The organism is Nonomuraea sp. MG754425 (genome assembly GCF_021699195.1).
GTDB lineage: Bacteria > Actinomycetota > Actinomycetes > Streptosporangiales > Streptosporangiaceae > Nonomuraea.
Genome location: NZ_SSXE01000060.1, coordinates 20,054 through 34,575, shown reverse-complemented (window position 1 = coordinate 34,575; position 14,522 = coordinate 20,054). Strand labels below are relative to the sequence as shown.

11 protein-coding genes and 1 pseudogene are annotated in these 14,522 nt (G+C 72.3%); 5 read left to right on the top strand and 7 right to left on the bottom strand.

What is annotated here, in order from left to right; all coding sequences use genetic code 11:
• Positions 1–13: 13 nt before the first annotated feature.
• Complete coding sequence (locus tag FAF44_RS21600; RefSeq protein WP_237105032.1) at positions 14–4,471, top strand: pentapeptide repeat-containing protein; 4,458 nt, start codon at positions 14–16, stop codon at positions 4,469–4,471.
• Here the strand turns inward: FAF44_RS21600 and add are convergent.
• Positions 4,458–5,477 (bottom strand): adenosine deaminase, encoded by a 1,020-nt coding sequence (gene add, locus FAF44_RS21595; protein WP_237105031.1) that lies wholly within the window; start codon positions 5,475–5,477, stop codon positions 4,458–4,460. The genes FAF44_RS21600 and add overlap by 14 nt on opposite strands.
• Positions 5,478–5,575: 98 nt before the next feature.
• On the opposite strand from add, the gene FAF44_RS21590 reads away from it, so the two are divergent.
• Positions 5,576–6,322 (top strand): class I SAM-dependent methyltransferase, encoded by a 747-nt coding sequence (locus tag FAF44_RS21590; RefSeq protein ID WP_237105030.1) that lies wholly within the window; start codon positions 5,576–5,578, stop codon positions 6,320–6,322.
• A gap of 104 nt (positions 6,323–6,426) precedes the next feature.
• On the opposite strand, the gene FAF44_RS21585 is transcribed toward FAF44_RS21590, so the two are convergent.
• Together FAF44_RS21585 and FAF44_RS21580 are read right to left on the bottom strand one after the other, a co-directional pair.
• The gene (locus FAF44_RS21585; protein ID WP_237105029.1) at positions 6,427–7,296 is read right to left on the bottom strand and encodes an oxidoreductase; all 870 of its coding nucleotides are present in this window, start codon (positions 7,294–7,296) and stop codon (positions 6,427–6,429) included.
• A 53-nt stretch (positions 7,297–7,349) separates the two neighbouring features.
• Positions 7,350–8,120, bottom strand: coding sequence for a hypothetical protein (locus FAF44_RS21580; RefSeq protein WP_237105028.1), 771 nt, complete (start codon positions 8,118–8,120; stop codon positions 7,350–7,352).
• Between the two features lie 73 nt (positions 8,121–8,193).
• Here FAF44_RS21580 and FAF44_RS21575 point away from each other — a divergent pair.
• A pseudogene (locus FAF44_RS21575) lies at positions 8,194–8,607 on the top strand (Clp protease N-terminal domain-containing protein); the annotation flags it as partial.
• Between the two features lie 180 nt (positions 8,608–8,787).
• On the opposite strand, the gene FAF44_RS21570 reads toward FAF44_RS21575, so the two are convergent.
• The gene (locus FAF44_RS21570; protein WP_237105027.1) at positions 8,788–9,813 is read right to left on the bottom strand and encodes a GNAT family N-acetyltransferase; all 1,026 of its coding nucleotides are present in this window, start codon (positions 9,811–9,813) and stop codon (positions 8,788–8,790) included.
• A gap of 108 nt (positions 9,814–9,921) precedes the next feature.
• On the opposite strand from FAF44_RS21570, the gene FAF44_RS21565 reads away from it, so the two are divergent.
• Entirely contained in the window at positions 9,922–11,298 is a 1,377-nt protein-coding gene (locus FAF44_RS21565) for an FAD-binding oxidoreductase (protein ID WP_237105026.1), read from the top strand.
• A 23-nt stretch (positions 11,299–11,321) separates the two neighbouring features.
• Positions 11,322–12,923 (top strand): amidohydrolase, encoded by a 1,602-nt coding sequence (locus tag FAF44_RS21560; RefSeq protein WP_237105025.1) that lies wholly within the window; start codon positions 11,322–11,324, stop codon positions 12,921–12,923.
• 67 nt (positions 12,924–12,990) lie between these two features.
• Here FAF44_RS21560 and FAF44_RS21555 read toward each other — a convergent pair whose 3' ends face one another.
• The 3 genes from FAF44_RS21555 to tpiA form a co-directional block, all read right to left on the bottom strand.
• Complete coding sequence (locus FAF44_RS21555; protein ID WP_148433012.1) at positions 12,991–13,335, bottom strand: RNA polymerase-binding protein RbpA; 345 nt, start codon at positions 13,333–13,335, stop codon at positions 12,991–12,993.
• A 73-nt stretch (positions 13,336–13,408) separates the two neighbouring features.
• Positions 13,409–13,639, bottom strand: coding sequence for a preprotein translocase subunit SecG (secG, locus tag FAF44_RS21550; protein ID WP_138714321.1), 231 nt, complete (start codon positions 13,637–13,639; stop codon positions 13,409–13,411).
• Between the two features lie 99 nt (positions 13,640–13,738).
• On the bottom strand, positions 13,739–14,521 hold the full coding sequence (tpiA, locus tag FAF44_RS21545; RefSeq protein WP_237105024.1) for a triose-phosphate isomerase: 783 nt from the start codon (positions 14,519–14,521) through the stop codon (positions 13,739–13,741).
• Between the last annotated feature and the right edge of the window lies 1 nt (position 14,522).

The following is a 14,522-nucleotide window of genomic DNA, read 5'->3' as shown; positions in this document are numbered from 1 at the left end:
CTAGGATTGCGGCATGGCGGACGGGTCCATCGCGGTGCTGCACCTGGCCGGCCCCCTGTTCGAGGTCCGCTCCGAGGAGCCGCCCGATCTGATCGTGGTCTCCGGTGACCTGGCCGAGCAGGCCAGGCCCGGTGACTACGCGCGGGCACTGGAGCGGCTGTCGGGCGTGTGCGAGCGTTTCGGGCTCGACCGCGACCGGGTGGCCGTCGTTCCCGGCGAGCGTGACGTCAACCGCAACAAGTGCCGGGCGTACTTCCTGGAGCGGGCGGACGAGGAGGAGGGGCCGCAGCCGCCGTACTGGCCGAAGTGGCGGCCGTACGCCGACTTCTTCCAGGAGTTCTACCGGGGTGTCGAGGGCGCGCGGTTCCTGCCCGACCAGTGGTGGTCGTTCTTCGAGGTCCCGGCGCTGCGGACGGTGGTCGCGGCGTTCAACTCGACCGTCGGGCACACGCATCTGGAGCAGTCGCCGGAGCTGGGCGGCCAGCAGGTCCGGTGGTTCCGGCGCGAGCTGGGCCGCTACCAGGCCGAGGGCTGGCTGCGGATCGGCCTGTCCCACCACGCCCCCGCCCGGCTGAGCGGCCTGCCCGGCCGGCTGCTGCACGTGCTGCTGTGCGCGGAGCCGGGCCGGTCCCGGCTGGGCGACCTGCCCGTACTCGGCCCGGGTCCCGAGGTGATCCGGGTGGGCGAGGCGGAGCGGCCTGACGGCCCGCCGATCGCCGCCTCCGGCCCGCGGGCCGTCGCGATCGGCCGCGACAACTACGGCCCCGTCTTCACCGGCGACCTCGCGGGAGCGCGTGCCGAGCCCATCGACGACCTGCTGGCCAGGACCGGCGAGATCTGCGCCGCCCGCATGCCGGACGCCCGGGTGGAGGCGGTCCGCCCGCCCCGCCGCCGCGGCTACCTGCGTGTCACCAGGCAGGAGGAGCTCTGGACGTCGTCGTTCCCGATCGGGGTGTGCGAGGGCGAGCTCACCCGGGAGGCGGTCGAGGAGTTCGTCCGGACCGTGGACGCCCAGCACCGGGCCGGCGACTCCTCGCTGACCTCGTTCTTCGTCCATGAGGGCCGCCCGGCCCCGGCGGACCTGCGGGAGTGGGCCGCGGCCAAGGGCGTGCGGATACAGTCGCTGGCGGAGTTCCAGGGCCTGTACGACCTGCGCCCCTACGCCGACCGGCAGGCCGCCGCGCTGGCCGGGGACCGCATCTACCCCTCCCAGCTCTACGTCAGCCAGCGCTACAGCGTGGTGGGCTCCGGCGCCGACGGGCACGACCTGCTGGCCAGGCTGCGCCGCTGGGCGGCGGACTACGACGGCCGGTTCGTCGTGGTCCTCGGCGACTTCGGGCACGGCAAGACGTTCCTGCTGCGCGAGCTGGCCAAGGTGGTGCACGCCTCGCAGGAGCCGCCGATCGTCCCGGTGCTGGTGGAGCTGCGCCAGCTCGACAAGGCCCAGGGCATCGACGGGATGCTGGCCGCGCACCTGGCCAAGTCGGGCGAGGAGGTCATCGACCTGCGCACGTTGCGGGCGCTGATCCACGACGGGCGGGTGCTGCTGCTGTTCGACGGTTTCGACGAGCTGGCGTTGCGGGTGACCTACCAGCGGGCGGCCGAGTACCTGGAGAGCCTCATCCAGGCGGCCGGCGGGCGGGCCAAGATCGTGCTGACCAGCCGTACCCAGCACTTCCTGTCCGACCAGCAGGTGGAGACGGCGTTGTCGTCGCGGCTGGCGGCGCTGCCGGGGCGGCGGCTGGTCAAGGTGCTGGACTTCGACCAGGACCAGATCCTGCGTTTCCTGACCAACCGGCTGGGCAGCGCCGAGGCGGCCCAGGCCCGTTTCGAGCTGCTCGAAGGGGTGCGCGACCTGCTCGGGCTGTCCAGGAACCCGCGCATGCTGGACTTCATCGCGCGTCTCGACGAGTCGCGGCTGCGCGACATCCAGGCCGGGCGCGGCCTGATCACCGCCGCCGACCTGTACCGGGAGCTGCTGGAGCAGTGGCTCGTCTACGAGTACGAGCGCTCGGTCACCCCCGGCTCCCCGCCCGGCCTGTCGGTGGAGGAGCGGTGGGCCGCGATCACCCATCTGGCCATGCGGATGTGGGAGTCGGGCGAGATGACGCTCGGTGTGGCGGAGCTGGGCTCGGCCTGCGAGGCGCTGTCCGACCTGGCCGACCGGCAGATCACCGAGGACGAGGCCACCCACATGGTGGGCTCCGGCACGCTCATGGTGCGCACGGAGGACGGACGCTTCACCTTCGTGCACCAGTCGGTCATGGAGTGGCTGGTCGCCAACCACATGGCGGAGCGGATCGCGGCGGGCGAGCGGGCCCTGCCCGAGCTGTGGCGCAAATCCCTGTCGGGGCTGCTGTCGCAGTTCCTCAAGGAGCTCGCCGGTGTGAACGCGCTGGCGTTCCTGCCCGCCGAGGGGGCCGACCTGCGCGGCTCGTACCTGACCGACGGCGCGGTGCTCGCCGGCCGGGACCTGCAGGGCGTCGATCTGCGCGAGGCGATGTTGTCGGGGGCCGACCTGCGCACGGCGAACCTGTGCGGGGCCGACCTGCGCGACGCCGTGCTGACCTCCGTCCCGGGCCAGGCCAGGACGACGCTGGCGGACGCCGACCTGGGCGCGGCCGACCTGTCCGGCGCCCGGCTGCTGGGCGTGGACCTGCGCGGGGCGAAGGTGGAGCACGCCAAGTGGCAGCACGCCGCGCTCATCGGCGCCGTGCTGGACCGGAACTTCCGCCTGAACGGCCGCACGGGCTTCGGCACCGCCCTGCCGGGGGTCATGAGCCCCTGCCTGGAGCTGCCCGCGCCGTCGAAGAGGTCGAGGTCCCTGGCCTGGCACCCGGACGGCCGGATCATCGCCTCGGTGGAGAACGACGGCGTGCGCCTGTGGGACTTCGTCGCCGGGCGCTCGGTCACGGCACTGGCGCTGAAGGACGAGCGGATCATGGCGGTGGCCTGGCACCCCGACGGGCGGCTGCTCACCATCGCCTCCCTCGACGGCGTGATCAGGCTCTGGGACCCGACCGCCCGCCGGATCAAGGAGACCTTCCACTTCTCCGCCAAGCCCCTGGTCGCGCAGGTGGCCTGGCACCCGCGGGACAAGGTGCTGGCCATCCTCGCGGGTGGCGCGCTGTATCTCAGGGTCGAGGGCGCGGCGCGGTACCGGGTCCTGTGCGACGAGGCCACGGAGGTCGCGGCCTTCGACTGGAGCCCCGACGGCGACGCCGTGGTGACCGTCTCGGGGATGGGCCGCACCGTCCGGCTCTGGGATCCCAGCGGCCGGCGGCTGCCGCGCATCGTGGGCGACGGGGCCAAGGACCCGGTCGCGGTGGCCTGGCACCCCGACGGCGCGGAGATCGCGATCGTCTCGAAGGACGGCAGGATCGACATGTGGCGGGCCGACGGCAGCCGTCCGCCCCGCACCCGGTTCCGGGTGGGCCACCGGTGCGACGCGATCGCCTGGCATCCCACCGACGGTTCCCTGGCCACGGCGACGGTCAGCGGCGTCACCATCCACCGGGCGTCCTACCGCGCCGATCTGAGCGACCAGCCGCAGGCCGTCCAGACGGTGAGCTGGCACGCCCGCGGGACACGCCTGGCCACGGGCGGGCGCGGCGCGCACCTGTGGGACTTCGCCACCGGCCGGCTGGTCAGCCGGGAGCAGCGCATGCGTTACGTGGACGCGCTGACCTGGTGCGGCAACTCGCTGTTCCTGGCGGGGGCCGACGGGAGCATGGCGCAGTGGATACCCGCACAGAAGCACCTCACCCTCGACCACGCCAACGGCCGGGAGCGCTGCCGTGACATCGCGTGCAGCCCCGACGGCTCGCTGCTGGCCACGGTGGACGACCTGGGCCTGCACCTGCGCCCCGTCGGCCACAACGCCGGCGGCTCGCCGGTCACGACCCTGCTGCCCGACACCGCCGACACCAAGATCGCCTGGAGTCCCGACGGCCGGCTGATCGCCTCGGCCGGGCTGTTCAGCCTGCGGATCCTGCACGCCCAGAGCGGCACGGAGACGCACTCCGTCTCCAGCCGGGTGGGCTCGGTGTCGGGGCTGGCCTGGCACCCCGGCGGCACGCTGCTGACGACCATCGGCACGCTGGGCATGGCCCACTGGAGCGGGGTCGGCGACGGCGCGCTCACCCCGGTCTTCGAGGAGTCGGCCCCCGACGCGCTGAGCGTCGCCTGGCATCCCGACGGCCGCCATCTCGCCCTGGGCTGCGCCGACGGCGGCACCCGCGTCTGGGACACCGTGCGCAAGGAGGTGGTCGCCACGCTCCTGCCGCTGCCCGACGGCTCGGCCGCCTTCAGCGCCGACGGCCTGACCTACAAGTACCAGGGCGACCCCGACGGCCGGTTCTGGTGGTCCTCCGGCCTGTGCACGTTCGCCCCCGGCGAGCTCGACCCGTACGAGCCGGGGCTGCGCCGGGTGCTCTACGACACGCCCCTGTCGGAGCTCAACCGGCGCTGACCAGCGCGTCGATCTCGTCCAGCAGTTCGCGCTTGCGCGCCTCCCCGAGGAAGGAGGCCCGCACCCCGTTGCCGGCGAGCCGGGCCAGCTCCTGCCTGCCGAGGCCGAACGCGCGCGCCGCCACCCGGTACTCCTCGGCCAGCGTGGTGGCGAACATGGGCGGGTCGTCGCTGTTCAGCGTCACGTACAGGCCCTCCTCCAGCATCCGGGGCAGCGGGTGGTCCTCGACGCGGCCGACCTGGCCCGTGCAGACGTTGGAGGTCGGGCACACGTCCAGCGGGAGCTGGGTCTCGCGGAGGTGGGCGACCAGGCGGGGGTCCGCCAGGCAGTTGATGCCGTGGCCGATGCGCTCGGCGCCGTAGCCGTCGATGACCTCCCAGATCGTCTCGGGGCCGGACATCTCGCCGCCGTGCGGGACGCTGTGCAGGCCGGCCGCGCGGGCGGCGGTGAAGGCGGAGCGGAAGGCGTCGCGGTACTTCACGCGCTCCTGTTCGATTCCGCCGATGCCGAAACCTACCAGCGCGGCGGGAGGTTCCTGGAGGGCGTGCTCCAGCGTCACCTTCGCGGCCTCTTCGCCGTACTCGCCCGGGATGTCGAAGATGTAGGCCATCTCCACGCCGTGCTCGGCCAGCGAGCGGCGGGCGGCCAGGTCCAGGGCCTCGGTGACCTCGCGCATGGGCATGCCGACCCTGCGGTGGGCGTACGGCGTGACCTGCAGCTCCACGTAGCGGGCGCCCTGGGGGGCGAGGTCGCGGGCCAGGCCGGTGACGAGGGTGGCCACGTCCTCGGGCTCGCGGACGAGCGCGTTGACGGCCTGGTAGACGCGGGCGAAGTGCGGGAAGTCGACGAAGGTGTAGAACCGCCGCAGTTCCTCCTCGGTGGCGGGCACCTCGCTGCCGGGGTGGCGGCGCGACAGCTCCAGCACGGTGTCGATCGAGGCCGAGCCGATCAGGTGGACGTGCAGCTCGGCTTTGGGGAGGGCGTCGATGAAGGCGTCGAGGGTCATGCGGACGACCTTAGAGGCGATATTTCACGAAAGAATAGGCTTTGCGGCAAAATCTCACAGGAGATTGTCAGGTTCACTCGCTAGGTTACGCTGAATCGGTGACCAACGCCGAAGCGTACGATCGCGGCTTCGCCCACCTCAGCTCCCACACCGTCGGCCCCCTCCTCGCCTCGGCGCGCGACAGCCGCGCTCCGCGCCTGCTCGACGTGGGCTGCGGCACCGGCGTGGTGACGGCTGCGGCGCTGGCCTTAGGAGCCGAGGTCACGGCGGTCGACTGCGATCCGGTCATGCTGAAGCTGACCGCCCGCCGCCACCCGTACGCCGCCATCCGGCAGGCCACGCTCCCCGACCTGCCCTTCGACGACGCGCGCTTCGACGCCGTGGTCGGCAACTTCGTCATCAACCACGTGCCCGACACCTCCAGGACGCTGCGGGAACTGCGCCGCGTGCTGCGCCCGGCCGGCACACTCTCCCTGACCTGGTGGAAGTCCGACGAGATGACGGCCACGAGCGTCTTCGCCGACGCCATCGCCGCCGCCCGGGTCCCCTACGACCCCCCGGCCCGTCCCTTCAGCGCCCACGACTCCCCGCCGTCGTTCACCGCGCTGCTGGAGGAGGCGGGCTTCGGCGAGCCGGCCGTCGACGCGCTCCGCTGGCGGCACCGGGTCGATCTCACCGAGTGGTGGACGGGCGTGGTCGAGTCGGGCGGGCCGAGGTTCGGGATGATCGGCTACCAGCCGCCGGAGGTCGCCGAGCGCATCAGGGAGCACTACCTGCGACTCGCGGCGCCGTACGCACGGGAGGGCTTCCCGGTCTGCGCCTACCTGGCGCGGGCCACCCGATAGGCCACCCGCGCGCCGGGGGCATCGGGTGAGCCGCCCGCACGCCCGGGGTCCTCAGGTGAGCCGCCCGCGCGTCCGGGCCACCAGGCGACCTGCCCGCGCGTCCGTCAGCGGCCGGCGAACTCCTCGAAGCGCACGCCGGTCAGCTCCTCCGAGACCTCCCACAGCCGCGCGGCGAGCTCCTCCGAGCGGGCCGTCGCCGACGGCCGCAGCAGCTTGGCCTTCGGCCCGTAGTACGCGCCCCCGCGCGCCTCCGGCGAGGTCGCGGCGTACAGCGAGGGCACGGCCCCGGCGGCGGCCGGCTTCAGCACCAGCCCCACCAGCGGCTGGAGCCGCCCCACCTTGACGATGCCGGTGGCGGTCGCGCCGGGGTGCACGGCGACGCTCCTGAGGTCCACGCCCGCCCTGTCGGCCCGCCGTTGCAGCTCCAGCGCGAACAGCAGGTTGGCGAGCTTGGAGCGCCCGTAGGCGGCCATGCGGCCGTAGCGGCGCTCCAGGCCCAGGTCGTCGAAGTCGATCCGCCCGGCGGCGTGCGCGTCGCTGGACACGGTGACGACCCGCGCGCCCGGCCGGGCCGCCAGCAGCGGCAGCAGCAATCCCGTGAGCGCGAAGTGCCCCAGATGATTGGTGCCGAACTGCAGTTCGAAGCCGTCTTCGGTCACCTGCTTGGCGACCATGGCGATGCCGGCGTTGTTGACGAGCAGGTCGAGACCGCTCACCCCGGCCGCGAACCGCCGCACCGAGGCCAGGTCCGCCAGGTCGAGCAGGCCGGGCTCGACCTGCGCCCCGGGCACCGCCTCGGCGATCCGCTCGGCGGTCCGCGCGCCCTTGTCCGGGTCGCGCGCCGCCACGATGACGTGGGCGCCGTGCCGGGCCAGTTCCAGGGCCGTGGGCAGGCCGATGCCGCTGCCGGCGCCCGTCACGATGGCCGTCCTGCCGGTCAGATCCGGCATGGAGGCGGGGGTCCACGTCGTCATCGCCGCTCCACCTGTACGGAAAAGTGTCTCGTGCACCTTAACGAGGGGTGTGTCTAGCGGTCCAGGCGGTGCCGGGCCTGTCGTTCCTCCCGCCGCGTCACCTCCAGCCGCTGGCGGGCGTCGTCCAGGCTCCTGCGGGCCTTGGCCAGCTTGCGCTCCAGCCGGGCGACCTTCTCGGCCCGGTCGTCGTGCTCCGCCTGGGCCTCGCGCAGCGCCCGCTGCCACTCGCGGTGCGCGGCCTCGGCCTCCTGGCGTTCCCTGGCCCTCCTGGCCTCGTCCTCCGCCCGCCGGCGCGCCTCGGCCGCCGCGTCCGCCTCGCCGTCGGCGTCGGCCCGCTTGCGGACGGCCGGGGCGCGGGTGACGGGCGCGGGCGCGAAGCCGCTGTAGCGCAGCGGCTTGACCAGCCGGCCCCGGCGCACCTCCGCCGCGGCCCCGGCGTCCACCAGCGCGGCGTCCAGGGTCTGGTCCACCTCGGTCCCGGCCGCGGCCGACAACTCGCCCGCCTGCCGGGCCAGGCGGCCCGCCCTCCCGGCGACCTCGCCTCTTCGCCGGGTCAGCTCCGCCAGCGCGCCGGCGTCCTGCTCCTGCCAGGCCGCGCGCAGCCGCTCGCCCACGTCGAGCAGTTCGGCCAGTTCGCCGGGGTGCTCGCGGGCGAGCCGGTTCACCGCCCAGGCGGACACCGTCGGCCTGCGCAGTTTCGCGATCTCCCGCGACAGCCCCGCCTCGCCCGCGTCCTTGGCCGCGCGCGCCTCTGCCGTGCGCGCGGCGGTGAACTCGGACGGCGGCAACGCGTAGAGCCGGTCCGCCACCTCGTCAAGATCCACACAGGTCAAATACCCCACATGCCCGGTTTCGTAGCGCATAGTGGAGACAGCGCCCGCCGAACGGAGGCCCCCGGTGTTCGAACGCTTCACCGACCGTGCGCGCAGGGTCATCGTCCTCGCCCAGGAAGAGGCGCGGATGATGAGCCACAGCCACATCGGCACGGAGCACGTCCTGCTCGGCCTCATCCGCGAGGGTGAGGGGCTCGCCGCGCTGGTCCTCGACGGCTGCGGCGTGGATCTCGACCGCGTGCGCGTGTTCGTCGAGCGGGAGGCGGACCGGTCGGCCACGACGCCCGGCGGGCACATCCCGTTCACGGCGCAGGCGAAGAAGGTCCTGGAGCTGTCGCTGCGCGAGGCGCTGCAACTGCGGCACAACTACATCGGCACCGAGCACATCCTGCTCGGGATCGTCAGGGAGGGCGAGGGCCTGGCCGCCCAGGCGCTCGCCGACGCGGGCGCGGACCTCGCCGACGTGCGCCAGCGGGTGGCGGACCGCGTGGGCCGCGGCCCCAGGGACCGCCCGCCCGAGATGATGTTCGCCGGCGGCTCCGCGCTGAGCGAGCGGCTCACCCGCATCGAGGAGAGCCTCGACCGTATCGAACGCCACCTGGGCATCCGGCGGGAGCAGCCGCCGGACGACAGGCCCGCGGACGGCGAGAGCGGGGCCCTAGGCTGACACCATCGCGCCCACCGGCAGCCTGGCCTCGACCACGCCGGGGTCCTCGGTGTAGCCGAGCGTGGCGCCCAGCGAGAGCAGCAGCCGGCGCATCCGCGCGTTGTCGGACAACATGGTGGCCCTGACCTCGGCGTACCCGAGGTCGCGGGCCGTGGTCACGAGCAGCTTGGCCATCGCCGTGCCCAGACCGCGCCCCTGCCAGCGGTCCTCGACCAGGAAGGCCATCTCCGCGATGCCCGGGTCGGGGGTGAACATGAGGCTGGCCATGCCCACCACCTGCCCGTCGTGCCCGGCGACCAGCGAGTGTCCCCTGTTCCGGTCGCACAGCCGGTCGAACACGCGCGGCGGCAGCGCCGGCATGGAGGTGAAGTAACGGAACCTGCGCGACTCCGGCGAGCACCGGTCGTGCAGGTCGCGCACGGCCTCGCGGTAGATCGAGGTGAGCGGCCGGACGGTGATCTCGACCCCGTCGCTGAGCTTGATCGCGCGCTCGGCCCCGCCGCTCTGCTCGGTGGCGGGCTGGGCGAGCCGCGCGAACGAGGCCGCCCTGGCCGCCTCGGTCAGCGTGAACGGCAGTTCGGAGCGGCGCAGCCGGACCGCGCGCTTGGGCGCCACGGGCACGATGAGCCGGGTCGGGTCGGGAAGATCACTCACCGCCTCACCATAGACCCAGCGGGCGTCGTCGGCGCGCAGCAACTCCGCGAGCAGTTCGGGCAGCCGCCACGGCATCGTCCGCAGCCTGGAGGCCAGCAGCAGCGCCCTGGTGGGCTCGTCGGTCAGCTCGTGGGCGGTGGCGGGCACCACCACGACGTCGCGGCCCCCGGCCGCTTCGAGGGCCTCGCGCACCGTCTCGGGGGCCGCGGGGATGTCGGCGACGAACTCGTCAACGGTTCCGCCGGCGTCGGACTGCACGCTCAGGCCGAGAATGTTGCCGCCCCTGTGGGCCAGGGCGGAGGCCAGGGAGGCGAGGCGGCCGGGTCGCTCGTCCACCGTGGTGCGGATGCGCAAGAATCCCATGGACACGAGCATGCCCGGTGGCTGTTACACGGCCGCTAACGACGTGTTTCATTGCGTATTTCGTCGCAAGATGCGCCGACTTATCCCGGTATAGGAGGATATGTCGCCATGAACGTGCGTGTTCCTTTGTCGCCGGAGTTCGTCAACGGCGACGTCTCCTTCTGGTACCGCTCCGGCGGCCTGCCCGCCCCCGGCCCCCGGCTCGACGGCGACCTCCAGGCCGACGTGGCCATCGTCGGCGCCGGTTACACCGGCCTGTGGACGGCGTACTACCTCAAATGCGCCCGTCCGTCGCTGAACGTCGTGCTGCTGGAGCAGGAGTTCGCCGGGTTCGGCGCGTCCGGACGCAACGGCGGCTGGCTGACCGGCGACCTCGCGGGCTCGCACGAGCGCTACGGCGCGGACGCCCGGCGGCTGCAACGCGAGATGTACGCCTCGATCGACGAGGTCATCGCGGTCTGCGAGAAGGAGTCGATCGACTGCGACCTGGTCAAGGGCGGCGTGCTGAACGTGGCCCGCACCCCCGCCCAGGCCGCCCGCCTGCGCCGGAGCGTGTCCTCCGCCCGCTCCTGGGGCATCGAGGAGCCCGATCTGCGCCTGGTGGACCCGGCACACCACGTACGCGTCGCCGGGGCTCTGGCGGCATCCTGGAGCCCCCACTGCGCCCGCATCCAGCCGGCCAAGCTGGCCCAGGGCCTGGCCAGGACCGTACGCGGGCTGGGCGTGCCCATCTACGAGCGCACGCCGGTGACCTCGATCACCCCGCACCGGGCGCTCACCCCGTACGGCACGGTGACGGCGGGCCACGTGATCCGCGCGACCGAGGGCTTCACCGCCCGCCTGCCCCGCCTGCGCAGGCAGTGGCTGCCGATGAACAGCTCCATGATCGTCACCGACCCGCTGCCCGCCGCGTTCTGGGACGAGGTCGGCTGGCAGGGCGCGGAACTGCTCGGCGACCTGGCCCACTACTACATGTACGCCCAGCGCACCGCCGACGACCGCATCGCCTTCGGCGGGCGCGGACGCCCGTACCTGTACGGCTCGCGCGTGGACGCGCGCGGCCACACCCACGGGCAGACCGTCGAGGCCCTGTGGCGGCTGCTGACCGAGTTCTTCCCGGCCGCCCGCTCCTCCTCGGTCGCGCACGCATGGTCGGGCGTGCTCGGCGTGCCGCGCGACTGGTGCTCGACCGTGCACGTGGACCGTGCCACCGGCCTGGGCTGGGCGGGCGGCTACACCGGCCACGGCGTGACCACGACCAACCTGGCCGGGCGCACGCTGCGCGACCTCATACTGGGCGAGGAGAGCGAGCTCACGTCGCTGCCGTGGGTGGGCCGTCAGGTGCGCGCGTGGGAGCCGGAGCCGCTGCGGTGGCTCGGGGTGCACGCGATGTACCGCCTGTACCGGGTGGCCGACCACCGGGAGCGCACGATGCCGCGCACCTCGGCGCTGGCCCGCTTCGCCGACCTGATCACCGGGCACTAGACCGGACACCAGAAGGGACACCCATGAGCATCCTCTTCCGAGGCGGGCGCGTCTTCACCCCGCGGGGCGTCGTCACCTCGGCCGTGCTGGTGCGCGACGGCGTGATCGCCGCCGTGGGCCCGGAGCGCGAGCTGGCGCGGCAGCCCCACGAGACGGTGGATCTCGACGGCGCTCTGCTGACGCCGGGTTTCACGGACGCTCATCTGCATCCGGTTCAGGCGGGCCTCGAACGAGCAAAGTGCGATTTGTCAGAAATATTCGGTCTTGACGAATACAGAGAAAAGATCGCTGACTATGCCGCGAAGAATCTTGAAAAAGAGTGGATTGACGGCGGCGGCTGGGACATGTCGGCATTCCCCGCCGGCCTTCCCCATCGCGACCAGATCGACTTCCTCGACCGTCCCGCCTATCTGATCCAGCGCGACCACCACGCCGCCTGGGTCAACACCCGCGCCCTCGAAAGGGCCGGCATCACCCGCGACACCCCCGACCCCGCCGACGGCCGCATCGAGCGCGACGCCGCCGGCGAGCCCACCGGCGTGCTGCACGAGGGCGCCATGGACCTGGTGGGCCTGCTCACCGCGCGCCCGACCGCCCAGGACCTGGACGACGCCCTGGCCGACGCCCAGCGGCACCTGTTCTCGCTGGGCATCACCGGCTGGCAGGACGCCATCGTCGGCTCGTACGCGGGCTCCGACGACCAGTTGCCCACCTACCTCGCGGCGGCCGGTTCGGGACGGCTGAAGGCGCGCGTGGTGGGCGCCCTGTGGTGGGACCGCACGCGGGGCGCCGAGCAGATCGAGGACCTGCTCGCGCGCCGGGCCCTGGCCGAGGGGCTCGACCGGTTCAGCGCCACCTCGGTCAAGATCATGCAGGACGGCATCACGGAGAACTTCACGGCCGCGACGCTGGAGCCGTACTGCCTGTGCGGGGGCACCGGGCTGTCGTACGTGGACCCCGCCAAGCTCACCGGGTACGTCGCCGAACTGGACCGGCACGGCTTCCAGGTGCACTTCCACGCCATCGGCGAGCGGGCCGTGCGCGAGGCCCTGGACAGCTTCGAGGGCACCGACCCGGCCAACCGGCACCACATCGCCCACCTGCAGATCATCGAGCCCGCCGACGTGCCGCGCTTCGCCGCCCTGGGCGTCACGGCCAACCTGCAGCCGCTGTGGGCCACCCACCACGCCCAGATGGACGAGCTGACACTGCCCTACCTCGGGGAACCCCGCTCGTCGTGGCAGTACCCGTTCGCCGACCTGCTGGCGCACGGCGCCCGGTGCTGCGCGGGCAGCGACTGGCCGGTCTCGAACGCCGACCCGTTGCAGGGCATGCACGTCGCCGTCAACCGCACCGAACCGGGCAGTTCGGTGCACGCGGGCTACCCGACCGCGCAGACCCCGTTCCTGCCCGGCCAGCGCATCGGCCTGGCCGCCGCGATGACCGCGTACACGGAGGGCTCGGCCTGGATCAACCGCTCCCCGGCCGGGGCCGTCGAGCCGGGCCGGCCGGCCGACCTGGTGGTGCTCGACCGCGACCCGTTCGAGCTGCCGCCGGGCGAGATCTGGACGACGCGGGCCCGGATGACGTTCGTCGACGGCGAGCCGGTGCACGAACGGGCCTGACCATGACGGAGGGGCCCCGGGGAGAACGACTCTCCGGGGCCCCTCCGGCCGCTCCTGGGCGTACCGACTACCAGGGGGACTTGTTGTTGCGCAAGCGTTCCAGTGCCTCTTCGAGGATTGCCTTGCCGTCCTTGTCGCTCCTGCGCTCCTTCACGTAAGCGAGGTGCGTCTTGTACGGCTCGTTCTTCGGCGGGGCAGGCGGCGCCGCCTCGTCCTGTCCGGCAGGGAGGCCGCAACGGGGGCAGTCCCACGTCTCGGGGACCGCCGCGTCGCTGGCGAAACTGGGGCGCGTCTCGTGCATGTTGGCGCACCAGAACGAGACCCGCACTCGCGGAGCCGCCTCGCCGCGCTCGGCCTCCCCCATAGGGCCGGCGCCGACTCGGCTGCCACGGATCGCGTTGCCACTACCCACGGATGAACTCCTCGCTCGATCGCCCCGCGTACAGACACGGGGGGAGAATCACTGTCACGCGTTGACTTGTTGCTCAGGGCCTCATGAGCAGGCCGAGAGCGATGATGCAGACGAACCAGACCGTGCCCGTGATGACGGTCAGCCGGTCGAGGTTGCGCTCCACCACCGAGGAACCACCGAAGTTCGACGAGAAACCGCCGCCGAACATGTCAGACAGGCCACCACCCTTGCCCTTGTGGAGCAGGACGAGCAGGATCATGAGAAGGCTCGCCAGGATGAGGGCGATAGAGATTCCGAGTTCCACGGTATGCCTGTTCCTTCAATGCTCTGTTACGCGTGACGATTCAGACTTGCCTCTTGAGGGTACGGCCTGATGTCAAGTCGCACCCCCGGAACGGCTCAGTTAGCCGGGCATATCGGAGAATCGGCAGATCCTCGCGAACTCGTCGGGATCGATGCTGGCACCACCCACCAGGGCGCCGTCGACATCCGGCTGCGCCATGATCCCCTTGATATTGCCTGACTTGACCGAGCCACCGTAAAGGATACGGACCCCGGAGGCCACTTCGGAGTCGTAGAGCTCGGCGAGTCTGCCTCGCAGAGCACCGCACGCCTCCTGGGCGTCCTCGGGGGTGGCCACCTCGCCGGTGCCGATCGCCCACACCGGTTCGTAGGCCACCACTATCGATTTTGCCTGCTCGGCGGTGATTTTGCGCAGCGCCCCGTCGAGTTGGGCACAACAATGCGCGATGTGTCGGCCCTCTTGACGCACCTGCAGGGCCTCGCCCACGCACAGGATGGGCGTCAGCGAGTGCCGGACGGCGGCCAGCATCTTGGCGTTGACCACCTCGTCGTCCTCGCGATGGTACTGGCGGCGCTCGGAGTGCCCGACGGTCACGTACGTGCAGCCGAGCTTGGCCAGCATGGCGCCCGACACCTCACCGGTGTAGGCGCCCGCGTCGTGCTCCGACAGGTCCTGGGCGCCGTAGACGATCCTGAGCTTGTCGCCGTCGACCAGGGTCTGGACGCTGCGCAGGTCGGTGAACGGCGGCAGGACCGCCACCTCGACCTTGTCGAAGACCTTGTCGTTGAGCGCGAAGGCCAGTTTCTGGACCAGCTTGATGGCCTCGAAATGGTTGAGGTTCATCTTCCAGTTGCCGGCGATGAGCGGCTTGCGCTGCGTCAAC

What these genes read in the sequence shown, in the direction of transcription:
- FAF44_RS21600 (WP_237105032.1), top strand. Translation starts at nt 14, where the DNA reads ATGGCGGACGGGTCCATCGCGGTGCTGCACCTGGCCGGCCCCCTGTTC.
- FAF44_RS21585 (WP_237105029.1), bottom strand. Translation starts at nt 7,296, where the DNA reads ATGACGACGTGGACCCCCGCCTCCATGCCGGATCTGACCGGCAGGACG.
- FAF44_RS21565 (WP_237105026.1), top strand. Translation starts at nt 9,922, where the DNA reads ATGAACGTGCGTGTTCCTTTGTCGCCGGAGTTCGTCAACGGCGACGTC.
- add (WP_237105031.1), bottom strand. Translation starts at nt 5,477, where the DNA reads ATGACCCTCGACGCCTTCATCGACGCCCTCCCCAAAGCCGAGCTGCAC.
- FAF44_RS21570 (WP_237105027.1), bottom strand. Translation starts at nt 9,813, where the DNA reads ATGGGATTCTTGCGCATCCGCACCACGGTGGACGAGCGACCCGGCCGC.
- FAF44_RS21560 (WP_237105025.1), top strand. Translation starts at nt 11,322, where the DNA reads ATGAGCATCCTCTTCCGAGGCGGGCGCGTCTTCACCCCGCGGGGCGTC.